The sequence below is a fragment of the Pseudomonas sp. Tun-23181 genome (assembly GCF_057415455.1).
The window spans coordinates 956,414-972,379 of the sequence record NZ_CM171630.1; the positions used below are offsets into that span (position 1 = coordinate 956,414).

Here is a 15,966-nt window from a genome sequence, read left to right on the forward strand (position 1 = left end):
TGCCGCCAAGTCCGCCGCCACCACACATGGCTGTTACCTCAACTGTTGAATGGGTCGTAGTCGGACTGGTGGCTACTGCCCCCTCGCCCGCCTTGGTACTGGGCCTTCATCACCGGCATGGTGAAGGTCAGGGCCAGCGCGTCTCCGTCGTCTGGACTGATGCCCAGGCGTTTCTTGATGTCGGCCTTTTTCTCCAGGGCCAGCTGGTCGTGCGCGTTGTGCGTGTACTCGGGGCTGGTCAGTTCGGCTTCGAGTTCGGTGTCTTGCTCGATGGCCAAGCCCAACTTGATGGCCTCGCGCATGCGCCACCAGATCCAGGTCCGCATGTTGGCGTAGTGCCGGTCCGGGGCCTGGCTGGCGAAGTTCACATCGATGATCACCACGCCTGGAAGGAGCCGGCGTAGCTGGTCAGCAATGGGGCCGCCAACGCCTGTCGAGTCGACGAACACCGCGTCGGGCTTTCGCTCCGCCACCTCGGTGCACACCCGGGCGATGAACTTGGTGGTGTCCCGCGTTTCACTGCCCGGGATCTTGATCGGCTTGATGCTCTTGGCATCCATGCCGCGCCGGAAGCGGATCACGTTGTTGTCCATGCCGCCGCGGGCGATGTCGATGCCGCACACCAGGGCATCGTCCATGCCGAACACGGCTTCGCGCCGCATGGCCTCGGCCACCCAGTCGGTTGGAATGAGCTGCAAGTCAGAAGCCCTCGGGAACATGCCGCGTACGCGGATACGGACGAAGTCGCTGTCCTCGCCGTAGTCGGCGATCCACTTGGCGATCTGTGTCTTGTTGGTGCCGTCGACGGTGCGGCTGTCGACCTGGCGGTGCCGCCAGCGGTGCTTGTACTTGGTGAAGCACTCGCGGAAGCGCCCGGTATTTCGGGTTGGGTTGCCGAAGGCTGCCCAGATGATCTCAGTGTCGGCGTCGGTCAGCGCGCCCTCTGCCACTTCCCACACCAGGTCGGCGATGGCAGAAGCCTCATCGAAGATCAGCAGGATGCGCTTGCCTTCGTTGTGCAGGCCGGCGAATGCCTCGGTGTTGGTGTCGGACCAAGGCACCGCGTCGATGCGCCAGTTCTTGTCGTGGCCGGGCTCTGTGCTGAAGAGGGCCGTGCCTACGAGCTTGAACCAGTGGCTATTGATCGACAGCCGGTGCCACTTGGCTACCTCGGGCCAGGTCTTGGTACGCAGCTGGCTTTCGGTGTTGGCCGTAACGACGCCGCGGGTATCAACCGCTGTGCTCAAGGCCCACAGGATGATCCAGGACACCAGCGCCGACTTGCCGATGCCGTGGCCGCTGGCCACCGCCTCGCGGATTACCTCGCCCAGATCCTTGGCGCCGGCCCGAACCTGCTCGCCGATCGACTCGAGTACGTCGACCTGCCAATCGCGGGGACCGGTCTTGTTGGCCAGCTCTGTGCCTTCTTCTCCCCACGGGAACGCATAGAGCACGTATCCCAGCGGATCATCAGCGAAGCCGACAATGTCGTCGACCAGCAGTTGCTCGTCGTCAACCTCGACTGGAGCGGTCACGCACACGCTCCTTGGCCTTGGCCATCCGCGCCGAAAGACCGGTCACGGTCACATCGACCTGGTCCTTGAAGGCGTTCACGTTGACGTGCTTGCCCATGAGTTCCAGGTTGCGGACCTTGTCCGGCCATTTGATCTTCTTGAGGAAGGCCATGGCTGCGCTGGCATCCTCGGTGGCCCGGCCTATCTCAGTGATATCCATCCCGGATAGCGACAGGCGCCACGCCTTGGGCCATTCGCTCAACGGCCGCAGCGTCAGGTCATCGTTGATGATATCGATCACGTCAAGTTGATCGATCTCAGTCAACCGCCGCAGCACATAGTCCGCATCAACCTTCAGGCGCTCGTTGCGATCGCCCATGGCCTTCTCGATGGCCGCCTTGATCTCTGGCTTCTTCATGAGCTGGTAGGCCTGCTCCCTGGCCCTGGCTGGAGCGTATCCGGCCCTGATGGCAGCCTGGGTGGCGTTCAGGTCGACCAGGTACTCGACGACGAAACGCTGCTGCTTGGCTGTCAGGGCCATGGGTAAATCACTCGCCGCTGGCGGCCGGGGCTGCAACCTCGCCGCTGGTGGTGGTTTCGCCGGCTTCGGTGCTGATCACCTCGGTGGTCCCCGTACCAGGCTCGACGACATACGGAGCCAGTCGCATCCAGCTGAACACCGGGAACATGGCTACCGCCTTGCCGCCATCGACCAACAAGGTCAGGCCATTGGAGTCGCGGACGTGGGTTATCGCCTCGATGGTGTGCAAGATGCCGTCAGGGGTTCCTACTTCGTAAGTGGTCATTGCGCTGGTCCTGTGCAGGCCATGCGGACATAGTCCTGCAAGGCGGTCAGTTGGCGGATGGTGTCGTCACCGTCGTTGGCGATGGCGACAATTCGTTCAGCAGCCGCTGGGTCAAGTTCGGCTCGCGCTTGATCATCATCCAGGCCGGTGGCGGCGGTGGTGGTGGTGGTGGTGGTGGTGGCTCGCACAGTGGTGCAGCTGGTGGCGAGGACTGACAGCCGGCGCTCACCAGCAGCGACAGCAGCACGCAGATCGGCATTGGTCTGGTTCGCACGTTCGCGCTCCTGGGTGTGTTCGGTATCGAGCTGGGTCAGCAGGCGCTGGGTATTGCGGCGAGACTCGGCGGCACGTTGCAGTGTGTCGATGGCCTGGGCCTGCTGCTCGAGCTGGTCGCTCTGGCGCTGCATCTTCTGCCAGCCGCCGTACATGAGCAGTCCGCAGGCAACCAGGGCGGCGATCAGGTAGCGGTTCATGCTGCCACCGGCAAGGTGACCAGCAGGAAGCCGGCGAACGCCAGCAGCGAGGCGCAGGCGATACCGGCGTAGACCTTCAGCACGCGCTCAACGTAGCCATCGGGCAAGCCTGCATCGCAGTAGTGCAGGTGACCGTGCTCGTCCAGCAGGACTGGCATGGAGACGTTCATCGGGGTCATTGCTGGGCCTCCAGGCACTTGGCGTGGCGATCGAGCTGACGTTGCCAGACGCCCCAGCAGCGCTTGTTCGGCTGGCCATTGATCGTGGTGGAGCAGTCGTAGCCGGCGGCCCTGCGCCACTTGAGCAGGTCGTGGCAGGCCTGGACGTAGTTGCCGGCCAGCAGGTCGCGGCGCATCGAGGACGACCGCCAGTTGGTGATTCCGTACTGCCCCACGAAGTCCATGTACAGGTCGAACTCGTCCTGGAACAGCTTCACGCCCGGCAGGCTGGCGGCGAACAACTTCTCGTCCTGGGTCAGCAGGTTGCGGGCCAGGACTTCAGCGCGCTGGCGGGTGATGGTGTCGCCCAGACGGACGCGGGAGCCGTCCTCGTAGCGGGTGCTGCCGTGGCCGATGGTAGGCACGTCGCCCTGGGTGGGGATGACCGCCACGCCGGTGAAGCCCTCATGCGCCTTCCAGGCACCGAATCCGGCCAGGCTCATGGTCAGAAAGCCGACCGCAATGCGTTGGCGAGCGCTCATCGCTGGCACTGATCCCGCAGGGCCTGGATGCGGGCCTCGCTCTCGCGGGCCTCGCGCCGATCACGCCGGATCTGGAACCAGGTGCTGACCAGGAAGCCCAGCAGCGCGATGGCTACGCCGGCAACGCCTATCCAGTTGACCTGGGTGAGCCAGCCGGCCACGCCAGTCGTGGCGCCGACCAGCATGCCCTTGTTCGCCACCGAGGCGCCGACCACTTCTACGATGCCTTCCGGTTTCGACATGGGGGTACTCCTGCCTGGGGCGTTCATGGGGCCTCCAGAAACGCGAAACCCCGCTCGGTGGCGGGGTCAAATTCAAGTCAACAAAAAGCCCAGCGCAATGGCCGGGCTTGTCGGAAGCGGTAAAACCGCAATTTGATGGGTAAATTACATCAACCGTCCGGACGTTTCAAGCAGCAGCTAGGCGATCATCAAGCACAGCGTCTACCCACACCTCTCCCGACTTAACCAGTGACTCTGCCCTGGTCTTCGGTATGCCCATGGCCCTACCAAGAACCGCATAGCTGACGCCCCAGCTGTAGTAGATGGCTAAGGCCTCCCCCATCTCTCTGTTGCGCAGCATCAGCCGGGCGACGATGCCATCCATCATCATGCACATATCTTCAGATATCACCGCCACCGGAGCAGAAGACAGCTGCTCCACATTGTCACGCATGAGTGCGTACTGGGGAGATACATACCTTGGCAGGCCATCGCCGTAGCGCAACCAGATCCCCCATTGGGTCAACAGGTAAACGGTGTCTATCTGCTTCATCACGCCCCCTTGCGTAGTTTTGCGTATGAAGTTGAGAGGGTTCGCTCTTCCTCGATCCGCTTGCGGCGAATCGCTCCAGCCCAAGATAGAGCCACGCCACCTAATGCCATGAGCACGGACAGAGCCAGAAATCCCGACACTGGTGTCATGCAGCCTCCTTTCTCAGGGCTTTGGTTTTAGCCTGGTATAGAGCCTTGATGGCCTTCAGGTCATCGATGGTGTACTTGCAGGCGGCGTGCGGGCCTTCCAGCCACTCGACGGCATCGGTGCCGATACGCTTCACCAATCGGATGCGATACTCGACGACGTTCCCAGACATGTTTCGATTGCATTTGACGCACTGCCTGTGGACATTTAGGGGCTCGAAGCGGAGCTCTGGGCAGGCAGCTACAGACCGATAATGACCGGCATCCCAGCGGCTGCCGGTGATGAGGTCGTGGTCGCTCGGCGTTGAGTCGCAGCTGATGCACGGCAGGCCGGCGTCCCGCTCGCGGATGTACGCATTGAAAGCCTGCTGAGCCTCCCGCAGGTGGTCGCCCTTCGTCTTCAGCTTCTCACGGCGCGCCTTGAGGTCTTCCCTGGCCTGCTTGGTGATGGCCTTGGCGGCAACCTTCTGCAGCTTCGGGTCTTTGGCCATGGCCAGCGCACAGGCATGGCTACAGGCCTTCTGCGTCGACAGGATTGGCTTGAAGCGCTTGCCGCAACCTGGCGCCCTGCACTTCTTCGGCTTGATCTCCTTGGTCAGACTCATGCCGCCTCCTCCCCAAGCAGATCGCTGAACACCACGCCACGGGCCGAGAAGTCCGCAACTACCCGCTCGGTGTATGCGATGCCCTGGGCGCGATTGAACAGGCTGGTCACAGGCATACCGTCTGGCCCGAACAGCTTGCAGTCACCCATCATGTCCAGTTTCTCCTCGTAGGAGAGGTGGCGCATGACGCGATACCAGGCCGCCTGGAAGTCCTGGTCCTCGTTCAGCAAGATCTGCACGCCGTGGTGCAGCTTGCAGTACTTGCGGGCCTCCGATGGGTCACCGATCTGGGTCATCTCGGAGATGCGCTTGTAGAACGCGAACCACAGGGCGTTCTGGTCCAAGGTTCGGTCCTTGCCCGGGCGCATGCTCACCACGACGAACTTCTTGTCGCGGAACATGCGGGTGAGCATGGTCACCGCCTCGGACAGCTTGGCCTGACTGTTCACGCTGATCTTCTCTGTCATACGCCCTCCCCGGCCGACCGCTCGGCGCGCTCAAACTCAACGTGGTGGGCGCGCTTCTGGCTGCCATCAGCCATAACGACACGGCGGTCTGCGCCCTTGGTCATGCGGACGATTTCGCGGCCCTCCACGACCTGTGCGAAGCCCTGGCCCTTGAGCTGGGCGATTGTGATTTCTTGTGCAGGGGTCATCAGATACCCTCCTTGCCGCGATGCGATTCCCAGTCAAACGGGACGACGATCAGATTTCCTTCGCGCAGACGGTCGACGCAGCGCTCGCCCATGGCCATCGGCAGCTGGCCGGCGTCCAGGTTGGAAATCACCACAGTGGGTCGCATCTGCTCGTAGCGGCCATTGATGATTGCGAACAGGGTCGTCAGCTCGAAGTCGCTCGGCAGCTCCTTGCTCACGCCCACCTCGTCCAGCACCAGCAGGTCGGGAGTGACAAGGCTGGCCAAGATGTCGGCCTCGCTACGCTCGCTGTAGCGATCGTAGGTGGCGCGAATAGCCTGAAGGACTGACCCCACCGTCCGGTATACGGCCGTACGAGAGCTCTTGTGCAGCAGCTCATTGGCAATGGCTACGCCAAGGTGGGTCTTCCCAGTTCCAGGTTTACCGATCAGGACCATGCAGCGACCTGTCTCGGCAATCTCATCGAAGATTTTTACGTAGTGCCGGCAGAAACTCAGTGCTTTGCGCTGCCCTTCGCATTCGGCTTTGTAGTTCGCCAGGGTTCGTTTCTCGAAGCGCTTCGGGATCAGGGCATCCCCAAGCTTGCGCGAGATCGCCAAACGCCTTGTATACGTTTCCTGGGCCTTCTGGCGCTGTTCCCGCTCCTCGTTGGCAATGCGGTGACACTCCGGGCAACCACCTCGCAGCTCTCGATCAAGAACCAAGATCACGCTTTGATCGAACGGGCCATGCTTCTCGCAGTTCGCCGGCTGAGTGCGAACAGGTGGTGGTGCTTCATTGGCTGGAACGGTTTTCTCAGAGCGCATAGCTACCGTCCTCTCGCATCTTCAGGCCGGCGGTGTAGTCTCGGTCGGCAAAGCCATGGTGGCGGGATTGCTGGGCATGATCTGCCTGAGCTCGAGCGCCCACGCGCTTCACGATCCACTCGACTTCAAACCCCTGCCAGCCGTTTTCAATCGCGATAGCCATCGCCTGGGACGGCTGAACACCGAAAGCCTTGCACTTCTCCAGCTTGGCGTTCAGGCCGGACCAGATTCGAGCGGACATCGAAGCCCGCTTGGCCTTGCGGACAGCCAGGTAATCCGCGATCAGGGATTCGTCCAGGCCGTGGGGGTTGTCGGCCAACATTTGCGTCTTACCGAACGGCGCTTTGCGGTCCGGTTTTGCTTCCGGGGCCGAAGCCTCGTCCAGAGCCTTGGGGGGGGATGTAATATCTTCCGAAGGAAGATTTACATAGGGGGTTTTATTCTTGGAATAGAGAAGGGAGTCGTCGGTTTTGGTCTGTTTCGAGGAAGATCCGATTCGGACGATTTGAGCCGAGTCAGACGATTTGGTCTGTTTCGGATCTTCCACAAACACCCACTCTTTCGGGTCGCACAGGCCGATATCACCACGGGCTCCACCATCACGGAACAGAACCCGTCGGCGCAGCAGGCTGGAGATTGCCTTGGACACGGTGTCAGGGTGAATGTGGGTGGCTTTGGCAATCGCCGTGGCCGGGATACGTTGGGCGCCCTCGTTGAAGTTCAGGGTGGCCTTGGCCACATACAGCACGATCTTCATTTCGCGCGCTGACAGGTCGATAGCCATCAGGCCATCCATCAGCTGGTTGTCCATACGGGTGAACCCCCTGGACTTGTCAATTGAAACGATGTTTGTCATGATCTCTCTCACTTATCGCTGTAACGAAAACGCCGACCTTGCCCGTCGGCTTTTTTGTGCCCGACCTCCGGGCTTATCAGGGCCTGTTCAGGCCCTCCTGTGAAACGGTGCTACTGTCCCCCGCGGATTCCGGGGCTTCGTTCGGTTGGCCAGCTCTCGACGAAGCAACTCTGCTGCTAAGGCTTCAGGGCTAATCCCTCTCCGTTCCGCCTCTCGCTCAAGCTGTTCCATCAACCCCTGATCCAATCCGATCTGTTCAATCGGCATGGGGCCTCCTCCGGGCCTTCAGGCCACGTGCTGATCGCCGGTATTCTCCGAGGCCAGAGCAGCCAGTTGTGCTTCCAGCAGTTCGCGGCAAAGCACCGCTCGCTGGGTTCGGTGGAACTTCGCCAGGGCCTGGATCAGCTCGAATGTGTCCTCATCGACCCGGACCTTGATCTCACGGTCATGCAGGTGATTGCGGTTGGCGTACATGCAGGTATTGCTCCTTGCGGTTGGAATTGGTTAAGCAGCTGTCTTGGTTGGGGCGGTCGCCGCAAGCAAGCGCTGGGCCTTGAACGGTTTACCGTTGGCCTTCGCGAGGGCGGCGATCTTCTCGGCGTACTTGGTTTCGCCGGTGTATTCGGTGCGCGGGAGGCAGCCAGCGGTGAGCCACTTGTAGACGGCGCGCGGCGTTTTCCCGCAAGCGAGCGCTACGGCGGTCACACCGCCAGCGTCATCGATTGCCTTCTTGAGCTCCTGCATGGGGCCTCCAAACGGAATATGAACTGTAAGTACATATTATGTCGGAACTGAAAGTACATGCAAGTACATGCGACATTGAACCTATGGTTCATATAGAAGAGTTGCGGGCGGCCTTTGCGGCGCGCCTGAAAGAAGCCCTTGCGTCAAAAGGCATCCCAGCGTGGGGCGCCGGCGCCCGACTGGCGGCTATGGCTGGAGTAACTGCGAAGGCCAGCAGCAAGTGGCTAAATGGTGAGACGATGCCTGGCGGCGCCAAGATGATCGCCCTGGCTTCGGCTCTCGGGGTCCGTATCGAATGGCTCGAGTACGGGCGCGGGGCGATGATCGACGACGGGTCATCAGCAGCTCCGCGCCCGAAAAGCGAGGTAACGAGCAATGCAACGCTGATCGGCCCCATTTCTGTTTGGGACGATGCCACGCCATTGGATGACGACGAGGTGTATGTGCCGTTCCTGAAGGAAATGGAGCTTGCGGCTGGGTCTGGCCGAACGGTTATTGAGATTTCAACCAACCGAAAGCTGCGCTTTGGCAAGCAAACGCTGCGCAACCAGGGCGTCCAGTTTGATCAGGCGGTTTGCGTCACCGTTCGCGGAAACAGCATGGAGCCAGTGCTCCCTGATGGCAGCACTGTAGGCGTCGATCAAGGCTCCACCGCCATTCGCGACGGGAAGATGTATGCCATCAATCACGGCGGCGAGCTTCGCGTGAAGGTCCTCTACAGGATGCCCGGCGGTGGCCTTCGCTTCCGCAGCTTCAACCAGGACGAATATCCTGACGAGGAGTACAGCGCCGATGAACTGGCCGATTGCTCCATCTCGGTTATCGGCAAGGTCTTTTGGTACTCCGTCCTGCTTTGAGGTGATGCCATGGCCATTGTGATGATCATTTTCGCCCTCGGGCTTGGATTCTGCGCTTACAAGGCAGAGCCAGGGACGGTCCGCATAGCGCTTATTGGGTTCTGCCTACTGAATGTCATAGGCGCTGCCGCGACCATTATTGAACGAGATCCGTACGCTTTCAGACTGAAGCCTAATTACGGCGAGCAGCACGACAATTACCGACGACCATGACCCTCCTACCCGAGCCCGCCTTGAGCGGGTTTTTTTGTACCCATGGAAAATTTATGTACTTTTGGTACTTGACCGTTGTGAACCGTTGGTACATATTTACCTCAACGCAGCGACTCAGGTCCTGCACAGGGCCTCAAGAGGCCCACACACGACTGGTGAAGCCGCCAGATAGCACGGGATCAGCGAAGTGATCTCCCAGCCCCGGAAAGCGGGACCGACTGGAACCAAGTTCTTTGACATAGAGATTTGAGCCAGCGACCGACGCCAGTAGCGGGTCGCGGCAGATTTCCTCGATGCCATTCTCATGAGGGGCATCAGGGAAATCAACGAGTTGTAAACCAGAAGCTTACAACTGAACCACAGCCCTGGAGGGCAAGACGATGAGCGACATTTTCCACCAGGTGATGGAGCAGAACTCATGGACCTGCGAAAGCATCGAGGTTGAACCTGGCATTCAAATGCCAGGCCGAGTTCTCGGTATCTGCATCGACGTTCAGCACGCTGACGCGCCGATCTTTATCAGCGCAGATCAGCTTCGCGCTATGGCGGACGCCGTCGAGCAGCAGTAACAACCAACACCAAGTGCCCGCCCATGCGGGACTTCATCACCAGCGCAGAGCGCCCTGCCCCATAGACAGTTCAGGGGGAGACAGACAGGGCGCTCTGCGGTGTTGATGAATGCGCAGGCTGAGGCGCACGGGTAAGCCCGCCAGTTGTCGCGGCGGGTGTCATTGCTGGATGGCATGAGATCGCAGGTAAGAGCCAGGAGACTAGGCCGCCGGAAACGGCCTGAGCTAGGAGCGCCAGCGAAGCCGGAGATCAGCACCGGCCATCAACACCACCTATCCCTTGACTGCCAGGAAAGACTGGCCCGATGCCCTGCTCCCCATCGCAGGCTGCATCGGAGTGTGATCTGCCAAGTAAGTAGCTGCCCCAGCGCGGGGGTAGATGAAAACCGGTTACGCGGCGTTAAACCTGGCGACCGGCTTGGACGCGACAGATCACACTCCGATGCATCCCGCATCCCCTTCCCTTCACATACGACCGCATTGGCAGGCGCCAGGCCACCTTTCACGGTGGGTTTGGTCACCGCGCCTGGCTCCTGGCCAATGCGGTCCAGAGGATCAACCATGAAAGACGAACACAGCCTCATGGCCTGTAGCGCCATCGAGCACAATGCGATGCTCTGCTTTCACGCGATCGCCGAAAACGCCTCCAGCCCTTCGGTTCTTTACCGCCCAACCCTGAGCATCGACGGAAACCAATGGTGCGCGCTGTACGGTGAAGACCTGCAAAACGGTGTAGCCGGGTTCGGCGATTCGCCAGCTGCTGCCATGTCCGACTTCGAAAAGAACTGGGCGACACCTCTGCCGAATTCTCCAGGCGGTATCTCGCTAGCCGCCCGGGTGAAGCCATGAGCGGCTGGATCAAGTGCAGCGACAGGCTGCCGGAGCAGCTATCAGGAACAGCAAAAGAGTACATCGTCTGCGCTGTCGTCGAAGGGCAGACGTTCGTGTTCTCTGCTCAGTACCTGAATGGCTATGGGCTGTACAACCCTGATGATGATTGCGGCGAAGAGGACGGTATCACCGAGGCTTTCGGTTGGTATGACGTCAAAGAGAGCGCCGAGTACGCGGGATGGTATGAGCCAATCAATGACCGCGACGTCACCCACTGGCAACCCCTCCCTTCCCCACCCACCGAGTAACCCACCACCTGGAGGCGACCATGGGCGCACTTCGAGCAGCACAATGGCAGTACGACAACCAGTTGCCTCCGGCGGTGAGCGAAAGCGCTGCTGAGGAGGCTGAGGCGCGCTGGATCGACGACGGCATCGCCGAGCTGATGGAGCGCCGCGACGTGGTGTTCCAGCGCAACTTTCGGCAGCAGGGCGTCACCTACGAACGCTTCGCCCAGGCGGTGGATGAGTTCGTGATGGGTCAGCTCGGCCTCTCGGAGATCAGCAGCTCGGCTCTGGGGCGGCTGGTCCTGGCTGCGCACTTCAAGATCACCAGCGATGCCGCAGCAGCTGCCGATGAAATCATGAGCGTGGCCAACCCCGACGCCATGCTGCAGGAGATTGCGCGGACGCTACTCACGCCCTTCGCGAAAGAGGGAGTGTTGGCGCAGGCCGAGGCCGAGCAATGAGCCCGCATGTCCTGATCGATCAGGAGCTAGACGCCATGGCCGACCCAGCGACACCCATGTCCTGGCACTCCATGGTTCTCAAGCTATTGACCGAAATGCTGGTTGACCAGCGCATAACCATCGAAGAGTTCAACCACTACTGCGGGCGCCTCAACAAGATCGTTGATGGGCGCAAGGAGGCTGCATGACCGCGCCGATTTTCCCGTCGATCATCGACGACCAGGTTGCCGAGGTCGCCCAGGCCGTGCCAGACGACCGAATCCTGATGGTGTTCAAGGGCCTGACCTTGGAGGACGCCATGAACCAGGCGCGCCTAGCCCACATCGAGAACCCAGCGGCCTGGTCTGGCCGGGCTTACCTCTGCGGCATGTGCACACTGGCCTACGAGGTCCGCACGTGAACCGCCAACAGGCCAGACGCTTGGCGTTCTGGCGCGGATCCTTCTCCATGCTCTTCGCCTGGACCTTCTTCATGCTCGCCAGCGCATTGGCCGGCAGCATCACTTCCTGAATCACACGCACCCGAGCACGGCGGGCCCCGTCGGGGATAACCGTACCCCTTCGGGAGCGTAAGCGGCGAGAGCGCGCAACCATCCACCGCAGCCAGGGCCTGGAGCGTACCTCCGTGCCTGGGTGACCTGGCGATTCCCTATTCCAACTGACGGCGCCGGCCTGGCGCGAGGTGACAAATGTCCAATGCAAACATGCGCATCTGGGACCAGGTTGACACGACCGACCCTAGTGCAACGAAGAACTTCACTGGGATGGGCGGTTTCAAAGGAACCGCAATCAAACCAACATACCTTATGCGCAAGGCAACTGAGGTCTTCGGCCCTTGCGGTGAGGGATGGGGCTGGACGGTGCTTGAGGATCGATTCGATGAGGGCGCCCCGCTTTCAGCTCCTACCAAGGAATGGCCAGAGGCGCCGCGAATCAACGCCAAGCTGCACACGATCAAGATTCAGCTTTGGTACCTGGGAAAAGATGGGCAGAAATGCACTGTCGAGCACTACGGCCACACACCGTTTGTTCTTCTCCAGCAGGGCAAGATCATCACGGATTGGGAGGCTGCGAAGAAGTCTCTCACCGACGCTATCGGCAAGTGCCTTCAGCCTCTTGGCTTCGCTGCTGACATCCACATGGGCATGTTCGATGACGCCTCCTACGTCGAGACGGTGCGCAGCGAGGTGGCCATTGAGAAGGCAGAGGATAAAGCTGCTGAGGAAGAGCGCCAGAAGCAAGAAAGACTGGAGTGGCTCAAGTCCGCTGTAGAAACCCTGGCAGGCGCCGTCACCATGCATGAGCTGAAAATGCTCAATACCAGATACGTGAAGAGCGCCACTGCACGCAACGAAACAGCATTCCTTCGGCGCCTGACCGAGGCATACGAAGAGCGCAAAGCCTTCCTTGAAGGCGACAAGAAGAAGGAGCAGGCCGCATGAGCACTCTTTACGAGCTGACGGGTCAATTCAAAGAGTTGACCGCCCTTATGGATGGGGCCGACGAAGACATGTCCATCGCTGTACGCGACACCATGGGCGCCATTGAGGCTGAGTTCAATGATAAGGCCCTGGCCGTAAGTCGGGTCATCCTGAACATGGATGGTGATATCGAGGCCGTGGAGGCCGAGATCGATCGCCTCCAGGAGCGAAAGCGGATCATGTCCAATCGCAAGGGACAGATCATCGACTACCTGCGCGAGAACATGGAGGCGGCGAACATCACCAAGATTAGCTGCCCCCTCTTCACCATCACTCTGGCCAAAGGCCGCGAGTCAGTAATCATCGACGACGAAAAGTCCCTCCCTGACGATTTGGTCGATTCGCGCGTGACCTATGTCCCTGACAAGAAGGCTATCTCCGAGCGGATCAAGTCCGGCCAGGAGGTAAAGGGCGCTCACCTGGAGCGCGGAAAGTCTTCGATCCGCATCAAGTAAGAGATAACTCATGCCAACACTTACCGATATCGGCCGCATTGGCCGCGACGCTGAACTGCGCTACACCCCAAACGGCGATGCCGTCTGCAACCTGGCAATCGCCTGCGACTACGGCCGCAAGGGCCAGGATGGAAAGCGCCCCACCCAGTGGGTGGATGCCACGCTCTGGGGCAAGCAGGCTGAGGCCATGGCTCCATACCTGGTTAAAGGCCAGCAGGTGCACTTCACCGTCGATGATGCGCACGTAGAGGTTTTCACGAAGTCCGACCAGACGCAGGGCGTGAAGCTCACCGGACGGGTGATCGTCATCAAGTTCGCCGGCAGCCCGCCGCAGCAATCGCAGGGCAGCCAGCCACCCCAGCAGCCCCGCCAGCAACAGCGCACCCAGCAGCGCCCGGCCGCCCAGCAGCAGAGCCAGCAAGGCACGAACGGTCCGGACTACGAAAGCTTCGATGACGATATTCCGTTCGCCCCGCTCCACAGCCTCGCCGGTGCGTAGCCATGAAGCGCCGGCAGATGGTTCACCCCGCCGCGTACTACCTCGGGCGGGCCTGCCGCGACAACAACCAGTCACGCGATGCCCAGCCATACGGCTGGATGACCGTGAACTGCGGCTGGTGGCTTGCTGGCTGGCATGACCGAGATATGGAGCTTTCCGCTTGAAACGCATCACCGCGCGCGTCCGCCACGGCCGGCGCCAGCAGTACATCAATCTGCCGCCCAGCGGGCTATCAGAAGATCGAGGAGACGCACCGCATGAGAATCGACCTTCCGGGCCAGTTCGATCTGCCGATCCAGGTTGCTCACCAGCCGCCGGCAGCGCCAACCGGTAGCAAAGAAGAACTGGCCCTGCGCATCGCCAAGGCTCTCGTCAAGTACGAAGTGCGGCCCTCGTCGGCGCTCTGGATCGAGATCCAGGCGTGCGCAAAGGCCATCCTGAAGTAACGCCCCCCGCATCACCACTTCACCGCCACCAGATATGGAGGGCGGCCTACACCCTGGAGAAAGTCATGACCCAACCTGTACCGCAATTCATCGCTACTGCTGACCTTCCCGAGCGCGGCCAACCGCTCGCCGGCGGCATCTTCGTCACTCGCTACTGGCTGAACGGCCAGGAACGCGCCTTGATCCAGCTGGGCGACGAACTCGAAGGCCCCTGGGGAAAATACGGCGTGAAGATTCCGGGCGCCGACAGCTACAGCGACGGTGAAGCGAACACCCGTGCCATGGCCGAGGCCGGCTGCGAGATCGCCATCAAGGCTCTGGAGCTGGGCGCGCATATCCCGTCCTGCCTGGAAGGCCAGTTGGTGATGGCCGCGAAGGCTGACGGCCTGGTGGCCCTGCGCGAAGACCGCTTCCACTGGCTGAGTACGCAGTTCTCCGCCGACGGCGCCTACACCATGGGCTTTGAGGGTGGCTGGCTCAACAGCCTCGGCAAGAGCATCGAGCGTCTTGTCCGTCCCGTCCGCAGCCTTCCTATTCAGTAATTCACCCCTTCATTCCTTTCTCTGCAGGCGATTCCGGGTTCGTCGGATTGACGATCAGACCAGAAGCACGCCGGGAAGCGCCGGCCGCCTGCCCCTATTTCCATCAGGAGCAACCCATGGAGCAAGTCAGCATCAGCATTGACGCCAACGTGGCGTCTCGAATCATCCAGCGCGAATTCGACCGGCTGCTCAACTATACAGGCCTCGACTCCGTACCTTCCGGAGTCCCCGCCCTGGGCTCGTACTGGCCCGGACAAGGAGGCTACAACGCGGGCCTGGTCCGCGGCGAGGACGGAGCGCCGGACTACTACCTGATCGTTCCAATCCTGACCGAGCAACTGCGGGCTGAATGGGGTGGGTACGGCGAGGAGTGCGAAGGCGCAACCAGCATGAGCGACGGCCTGGCCAATACCAGAGCACTGCTGGCCGACACCAACGAACACCCGGCAGCCAAGCTGGCCAGCGAGTTCACTGCCGACGGTCACAGCGACTTCTACCTGCCCGCTCGGCGCGAACTGCAGGTCGCAGAGGCGAACGTGCCGGAGCTGTTTGAGAAGGCCTATCACTGGTCCTCTTCGCAGTTCTCCGCCGACATCGCCTACTACATGGACTTTGAGGGTGGCTGGCTCTACTACGGCGGCAAGTTCATCGAGCGTCTTGTCCGTCCCGTCCGCAGATTCCTTCAGTAATCCAGTTCTTCATTCCTGGGCGACTCGGCGCCCTCGCTTTTAGGAGGCCAGGATGGCCCTGCACACAGAACTTGAGATCCACAAGGTGGCCGAGGAGTTGTTCCGGCTTTCCCTCGCCTTGGTTCGGCACATCCCGCGCGACCTGAAGCAGATCGCGGGCAACAAGATCCGAGACGTATGCCTCGAAATTCTGTTGCTGATCGGCCGAGCCAACATGGCGCGTGACAAGCGCCCGCACCTTACCCAGGTGATCGAAAACACCTGGGCGCTCAACTACCTGTTCAGGGCGCTTTCCGATTGTGGTGCTATCAGCCGTGGACAGCACGCGAAAGCAATGAAGCTCACGGCCTCCGTAGGCCGCCAGGCCAACGCCTGGAAGAAATCCGCAACCGCGCCCGCTGCTTGAGGGTTACGGCTCTCCTGCCTGTGCGCTGAATCTGGTCGTGCCGCTGTCCGATGGACACCGCCATGCGCAGCACGGATACCGCCAGCGGATGCTGGTAGGTCCGGCGCAGTTTCCAGGCTGAGCAATCGTCCTGGCGACGTGGATAGCACGAT

30 protein-coding genes are annotated in these 15,966 nt (G+C 61.0%); 15 read left to right on the forward strand and 15 right to left on the reverse strand.

The window, feature by feature from the left end; all coding sequences use genetic code 11:
* Window positions 1–38 precede the first annotated feature (38 nt).
* From ACDI39_RS04820 to ACDI39_RS04890, 15 genes are all read right to left on the reverse strand, one after another.
* Window positions 39–1,535 (reverse strand): terminase, encoded by a 1,497-nt coding sequence (locus tag ACDI39_RS04820; protein WP_486537836.1) that lies wholly within the window; start codon window positions 1,533–1,535, stop codon window positions 39–41.
* Complete coding sequence (locus ACDI39_RS04825; protein WP_486537838.1) at window positions 1,513–2,055, reverse strand: terminase small subunit; 543 nt, start codon at window positions 2,053–2,055, stop codon at window positions 1,513–1,515. Before ACDI39_RS04825 ends, ACDI39_RS04820 begins: the two co-directional genes overlap by 23 nt.
* A 7-nt stretch (window positions 2,056–2,062) precedes the next feature.
* The gene (locus ACDI39_RS04830; protein WP_486537840.1) at window positions 2,063–2,320 is read right to left on the reverse strand and encodes a hypothetical protein; all 258 of its coding nucleotides are present in this window, start codon (window positions 2,318–2,320) and stop codon (window positions 2,063–2,065) included.
* Window positions 2,317–2,793, reverse strand: coding sequence for a lysis system i-spanin subunit Rz (locus tag ACDI39_RS04835; protein WP_486537842.1), 477 nt, complete (start codon window positions 2,791–2,793; stop codon window positions 2,317–2,319). Before ACDI39_RS04835 ends, ACDI39_RS04830 begins: the two co-directional genes overlap by 4 nt.
* Window positions 2,790–2,972: a hypothetical protein gene (locus ACDI39_RS04840; protein WP_253099495.1), complete on the reverse strand. Its 183-nt coding sequence runs from the start codon at window positions 2,970–2,972 to the stop codon at window positions 2,790–2,792. Before ACDI39_RS04840 ends, ACDI39_RS04835 begins: the two co-directional genes overlap by 4 nt.
* Window positions 2,969–3,493, reverse strand: coding sequence for a glycoside hydrolase family protein (locus ACDI39_RS04845; protein WP_486537844.1), 525 nt, complete (start codon window positions 3,491–3,493; stop codon window positions 2,969–2,971). The genes ACDI39_RS04840 and ACDI39_RS04845 overlap by 4 nt, the downstream gene beginning before the upstream one ends.
* A complete protein-coding gene (locus tag ACDI39_RS04850) occupies window positions 3,490–3,735 on the reverse strand; it encodes a holin (RefSeq protein ID WP_253080000.1) in 246 nt (81 codons plus the stop codon). Before ACDI39_RS04850 ends, ACDI39_RS04845 begins: the two co-directional genes overlap by 4 nt.
* 166 nt (window positions 3,736–3,901) lie before the next feature.
* Window positions 3,902–4,267, reverse strand: a complete 366-nt coding sequence (locus tag ACDI39_RS04855; RefSeq protein ID WP_486537847.1) for an antiterminator Q family protein — start codon at window positions 4,265–4,267, stop codon at window positions 3,902–3,904.
* A 145-nt stretch (window positions 4,268–4,412) separates the two neighbouring features.
* Complete coding sequence (locus ACDI39_RS04860) at window positions 4,413–5,018, reverse strand: recombination protein NinG (RefSeq protein WP_486537849.1); 606 nt, start codon at window positions 5,016–5,018, stop codon at window positions 4,413–4,415.
* On the reverse strand, window positions 5,015–5,485 hold the full coding sequence (locus tag ACDI39_RS04865) for a hypothetical protein (RefSeq protein WP_486537851.1): 471 nt from the start codon (window positions 5,483–5,485) through the stop codon (window positions 5,015–5,017). Before ACDI39_RS04865 ends, ACDI39_RS04860 begins: the two co-directional genes overlap by 4 nt.
* Window positions 5,482–5,673 (reverse strand): hypothetical protein, encoded by a 192-nt coding sequence (locus ACDI39_RS04870; protein ID WP_486537853.1) that lies wholly within the window; start codon window positions 5,671–5,673, stop codon window positions 5,482–5,484. The genes ACDI39_RS04865 and ACDI39_RS04870 overlap by 4 nt, the downstream gene beginning before the upstream one ends.
* Window positions 5,673–6,479, reverse strand: a complete 807-nt coding sequence (locus ACDI39_RS04875) for an ATP-binding protein (protein WP_486537855.1) — start codon at window positions 6,477–6,479, stop codon at window positions 5,673–5,675. The genes ACDI39_RS04870 and ACDI39_RS04875 overlap by 1 nt, the downstream gene beginning before the upstream one ends.
* Window positions 6,469–7,335: a replication protein gene (locus ACDI39_RS04880; protein ID WP_486537857.1), complete on the reverse strand. Its 867-nt coding sequence runs from the start codon at window positions 7,333–7,335 to the stop codon at window positions 6,469–6,471. The genes ACDI39_RS04875 and ACDI39_RS04880 overlap by 11 nt, the downstream gene beginning before the upstream one ends.
* A 285-nt stretch (window positions 7,336–7,620) precedes the next feature.
* A complete protein-coding gene (locus ACDI39_RS04885; RefSeq protein WP_027907665.1) occupies window positions 7,621–7,809 on the reverse strand; it encodes a hypothetical protein in 189 nt (62 codons plus the stop codon).
* A 30-nt stretch (window positions 7,810–7,839) separates the two neighbouring features.
* Complete coding sequence (locus tag ACDI39_RS04890) at window positions 7,840–8,079, reverse strand: carph-isopro domain-containing protein (RefSeq protein WP_332774401.1); 240 nt, start codon at window positions 8,077–8,079, stop codon at window positions 7,840–7,842.
* 188 nt (window positions 8,080–8,267) lie between these two features.
* On the opposite strand from ACDI39_RS04890, the gene ACDI39_RS04895 reads away from it, so the two are divergent.
* The 15 genes from ACDI39_RS04895 (at window position 8,268) to ACDI39_RS04965 (ending at window position 15,814) form a co-directional block, all read left to right on the forward strand.
* Complete coding sequence (locus ACDI39_RS04895; RefSeq protein WP_486538953.1) at window positions 8,268–8,936, forward strand: S24 family peptidase; 669 nt, start codon at window positions 8,268–8,270, stop codon at window positions 8,934–8,936.
* 593 nt (window positions 8,937–9,529) lie between these two features.
* The gene (locus tag ACDI39_RS04900; RefSeq protein WP_486537860.1) at window positions 9,530–9,718 is read left to right on the forward strand and encodes a hypothetical protein; all 189 of its coding nucleotides are present in this window, start codon (window positions 9,530–9,532) and stop codon (window positions 9,716–9,718) included.
* A 561-nt stretch (window positions 9,719–10,279) separates the two neighbouring features.
* On the forward strand, window positions 10,280–10,567 hold the full coding sequence (locus tag ACDI39_RS04905; protein WP_486537862.1) for a hypothetical protein: 288 nt from the start codon (window positions 10,280–10,282) through the stop codon (window positions 10,565–10,567).
* On the forward strand, window positions 10,564–10,857 hold the full coding sequence (locus ACDI39_RS04910; protein ID WP_486537864.1) for a DUF551 domain-containing protein: 294 nt from the start codon (window positions 10,564–10,566) through the stop codon (window positions 10,855–10,857). The genes ACDI39_RS04905 and ACDI39_RS04910 overlap by 4 nt, the downstream gene beginning before the upstream one ends.
* A 20-nt stretch (window positions 10,858–10,877) precedes the next feature.
* A complete protein-coding gene (locus ACDI39_RS04915; protein ID WP_486537866.1) occupies window positions 10,878–11,297 on the forward strand; it encodes a hypothetical protein in 420 nt (139 codons plus the stop codon).
* Window positions 11,294–11,485 (forward strand): hypothetical protein, encoded by a 192-nt coding sequence (locus ACDI39_RS04920; protein ID WP_486537868.1) that lies wholly within the window; start codon window positions 11,294–11,296, stop codon window positions 11,483–11,485. Before ACDI39_RS04915 ends, ACDI39_RS04920 begins: the two co-directional genes overlap by 4 nt.
* Entirely contained in the window at window positions 11,482–11,697 is a 216-nt protein-coding gene (locus ACDI39_RS04925; RefSeq protein WP_486537870.1) for a hypothetical protein, read from the forward strand. Before ACDI39_RS04920 ends, ACDI39_RS04925 begins: the two co-directional genes overlap by 4 nt.
* A gap of 288 nt (window positions 11,698–11,985) precedes the next feature.
* Window positions 11,986–12,738, forward strand: a complete 753-nt coding sequence (locus ACDI39_RS04930; RefSeq protein ID WP_253168228.1) for a hypothetical protein — start codon at window positions 11,986–11,988, stop codon at window positions 12,736–12,738.
* Window positions 12,735–13,232 carry a siphovirus Gp157 family protein gene (locus ACDI39_RS04935; RefSeq protein WP_486537872.1) on the forward strand — a complete coding sequence of 166 codons (498 nt, stop codon included), beginning with the start codon at window positions 12,735–12,737 and terminating at the stop codon, window positions 13,230–13,232. The genes ACDI39_RS04930 and ACDI39_RS04935 overlap by 4 nt, the downstream gene beginning before the upstream one ends.
* Window positions 13,233–13,242: 10 nt before the next feature.
* On the forward strand, window positions 13,243–13,731 hold the full coding sequence (gene ssb / locus ACDI39_RS04940; protein WP_486537874.1) for a single-stranded DNA-binding protein: 489 nt from the start codon (window positions 13,243–13,245) through the stop codon (window positions 13,729–13,731).
* 2 nt (window positions 13,732–13,733) lie between these two features.
* Complete coding sequence (locus tag ACDI39_RS04945; RefSeq protein WP_486537266.1) at window positions 13,734–13,895, forward strand: hypothetical protein; 162 nt, start codon at window positions 13,734–13,736, stop codon at window positions 13,893–13,895.
* Between the two features lie 93 nt (window positions 13,896–13,988).
* A complete protein-coding gene (locus ACDI39_RS04950) occupies window positions 13,989–14,177 on the forward strand; it encodes a hypothetical protein (RefSeq protein WP_486537265.1) in 189 nt (62 codons plus the stop codon).
* A 65-nt stretch (window positions 14,178–14,242) separates the two neighbouring features.
* Window positions 14,243–14,719: a hypothetical protein gene (locus tag ACDI39_RS04955; protein ID WP_486537876.1), complete on the forward strand. Its 477-nt coding sequence runs from the start codon at window positions 14,243–14,245 to the stop codon at window positions 14,717–14,719.
* A 116-nt stretch (window positions 14,720–14,835) separates the two neighbouring features.
* Window positions 14,836–15,408 (forward strand): Lcl C-terminal domain-containing protein, encoded by a 573-nt coding sequence (locus ACDI39_RS04960; protein WP_486537878.1) that lies wholly within the window; start codon window positions 14,836–14,838, stop codon window positions 15,406–15,408.
* Between the two features lie 52 nt (window positions 15,409–15,460).
* On the forward strand, window positions 15,461–15,814 hold the full coding sequence (locus ACDI39_RS04965; RefSeq protein WP_486537880.1) for a four helix bundle protein: 354 nt from the start codon (window positions 15,461–15,463) through the stop codon (window positions 15,812–15,814).
* Window positions 15,815–15,966: the final 152 nt, after the last annotated feature.

Coding starts and splice junctions, on each gene's coding strand:
- ACDI39_RS04960 (WP_486537878.1), top strand. CDS start 14,836: ATGGAGCAAGTCAGCATCAGCATTGACGCCAACGTGGCGTCTCGAATC.
- ACDI39_RS04965 (WP_486537880.1), top strand. CDS start 15,461: ATGGCCCTGCACACAGAACTTGAGATCCACAAGGTGGCCGAGGAGTTG.
- ssb (WP_486537874.1), top strand. CDS start 13,243: ATGCCAACACTTACCGATATCGGCCGCATTGGCCGCGACGCTGAACTG.
- ACDI39_RS04875 (WP_486537855.1), bottom strand. CDS start 6,479: ATGCGCTCTGAGAAAACCGTTCCAGCCAATGAAGCACCACCACCTGTT.
- ACDI39_RS04835 (WP_486537842.1), bottom strand. CDS start 2,793: ATGAACCGCTACCTGATCGCCGCCCTGGTTGCCTGCGGACTGCTCATG.
- ACDI39_RS04860 (WP_486537849.1), bottom strand. CDS start 5,018: ATGAGTCTGACCAAGGAGATCAAGCCGAAGAAGTGCAGGGCGCCAGGT.
- ACDI39_RS04900 (WP_486537860.1), top strand. CDS start 9,530: ATGAGCGACATTTTCCACCAGGTGATGGAGCAGAACTCATGGACCTGC.
- ACDI39_RS04955 (WP_486537876.1), top strand. CDS start 14,243: ATGACCCAACCTGTACCGCAATTCATCGCTACTGCTGACCTTCCCGAG.
- ACDI39_RS04840 (WP_253099495.1), bottom strand. CDS start 2,972: ATGACCCCGATGAACGTCTCCATGCCAGTCCTGCTGGACGAGCACGGT.
- ACDI39_RS04830 (WP_486537840.1), bottom strand. CDS start 2,320: ATGACCACTTACGAAGTAGGAACCCCTGACGGCATCTTGCACACCATC.
- ACDI39_RS04935 (WP_486537872.1), top strand. CDS start 12,735: ATGAGCACTCTTTACGAGCTGACGGGTCAATTCAAAGAGTTGACCGCC.
- ACDI39_RS04915 (WP_486537866.1), top strand. CDS start 10,878: ATGGGCGCACTTCGAGCAGCACAATGGCAGTACGACAACCAGTTGCCT.
- ACDI39_RS04950 (WP_486537265.1), top strand. CDS start 13,989: ATGAGAATCGACCTTCCGGGCCAGTTCGATCTGCCGATCCAGGTTGCT.
- ACDI39_RS04910 (WP_486537864.1), top strand. CDS start 10,564: ATGAGCGGCTGGATCAAGTGCAGCGACAGGCTGCCGGAGCAGCTATCA.
- ACDI39_RS04890 (WP_332774401.1), bottom strand. CDS start 8,079: ATGCAGGAGCTCAAGAAGGCAATCGATGACGCTGGCGGTGTGACCGCC.
- ACDI39_RS04885 (WP_027907665.1), bottom strand. CDS start 7,809: ATGTACGCCAACCGCAATCACCTGCATGACCGTGAGATCAAGGTCCGG.
- ACDI39_RS04855 (WP_486537847.1), bottom strand. CDS start 4,267: ATGAAGCAGATAGACACCGTTTACCTGTTGACCCAATGGGGGATCTGG.
- ACDI39_RS04825 (WP_486537838.1), bottom strand. CDS start 2,055: ATGGCCCTGACAGCCAAGCAGCAGCGTTTCGTCGTCGAGTACCTGGTC.
- ACDI39_RS04920 (WP_486537868.1), top strand. CDS start 11,294: ATGAGCCCGCATGTCCTGATCGATCAGGAGCTAGACGCCATGGCCGAC.
- ACDI39_RS04930 (WP_253168228.1), top strand. CDS start 11,986: ATGTCCAATGCAAACATGCGCATCTGGGACCAGGTTGACACGACCGAC.
- ACDI39_RS04880 (WP_486537857.1), bottom strand. CDS start 7,335: ATGACAAACATCGTTTCAATTGACAAGTCCAGGGGGTTCACCCGTATG.
- ACDI39_RS04905 (WP_486537862.1), top strand. CDS start 10,280: ATGAAAGACGAACACAGCCTCATGGCCTGTAGCGCCATCGAGCACAAT.
- ACDI39_RS04865 (WP_486537851.1), bottom strand. CDS start 5,485: ATGACAGAGAAGATCAGCGTGAACAGTCAGGCCAAGCTGTCCGAGGCG.
- ACDI39_RS04870 (WP_486537853.1), bottom strand. CDS start 5,673: ATGACCCCTGCACAAGAAATCACAATCGCCCAGCTCAAGGGCCAGGGC.
- ACDI39_RS04945 (WP_486537266.1), top strand. CDS start 13,734: ATGAAGCGCCGGCAGATGGTTCACCCCGCCGCGTACTACCTCGGGCGG.
- ACDI39_RS04895 (WP_486538953.1), top strand. CDS start 8,268: ATGGCTGGAGTAACTGCGAAGGCCAGCAGCAAGTGGCTAAATGGTGAG.
- ACDI39_RS04850 (WP_253080000.1), bottom strand. CDS start 3,735: ATGTCGAAACCGGAAGGCATCGTAGAAGTGGTCGGCGCCTCGGTGGCG.
- ACDI39_RS04845 (WP_486537844.1), bottom strand. CDS start 3,493: ATGAGCGCTCGCCAACGCATTGCGGTCGGCTTTCTGACCATGAGCCTG.
- ACDI39_RS04925 (WP_486537870.1), top strand. CDS start 11,482: ATGACCGCGCCGATTTTCCCGTCGATCATCGACGACCAGGTTGCCGAG.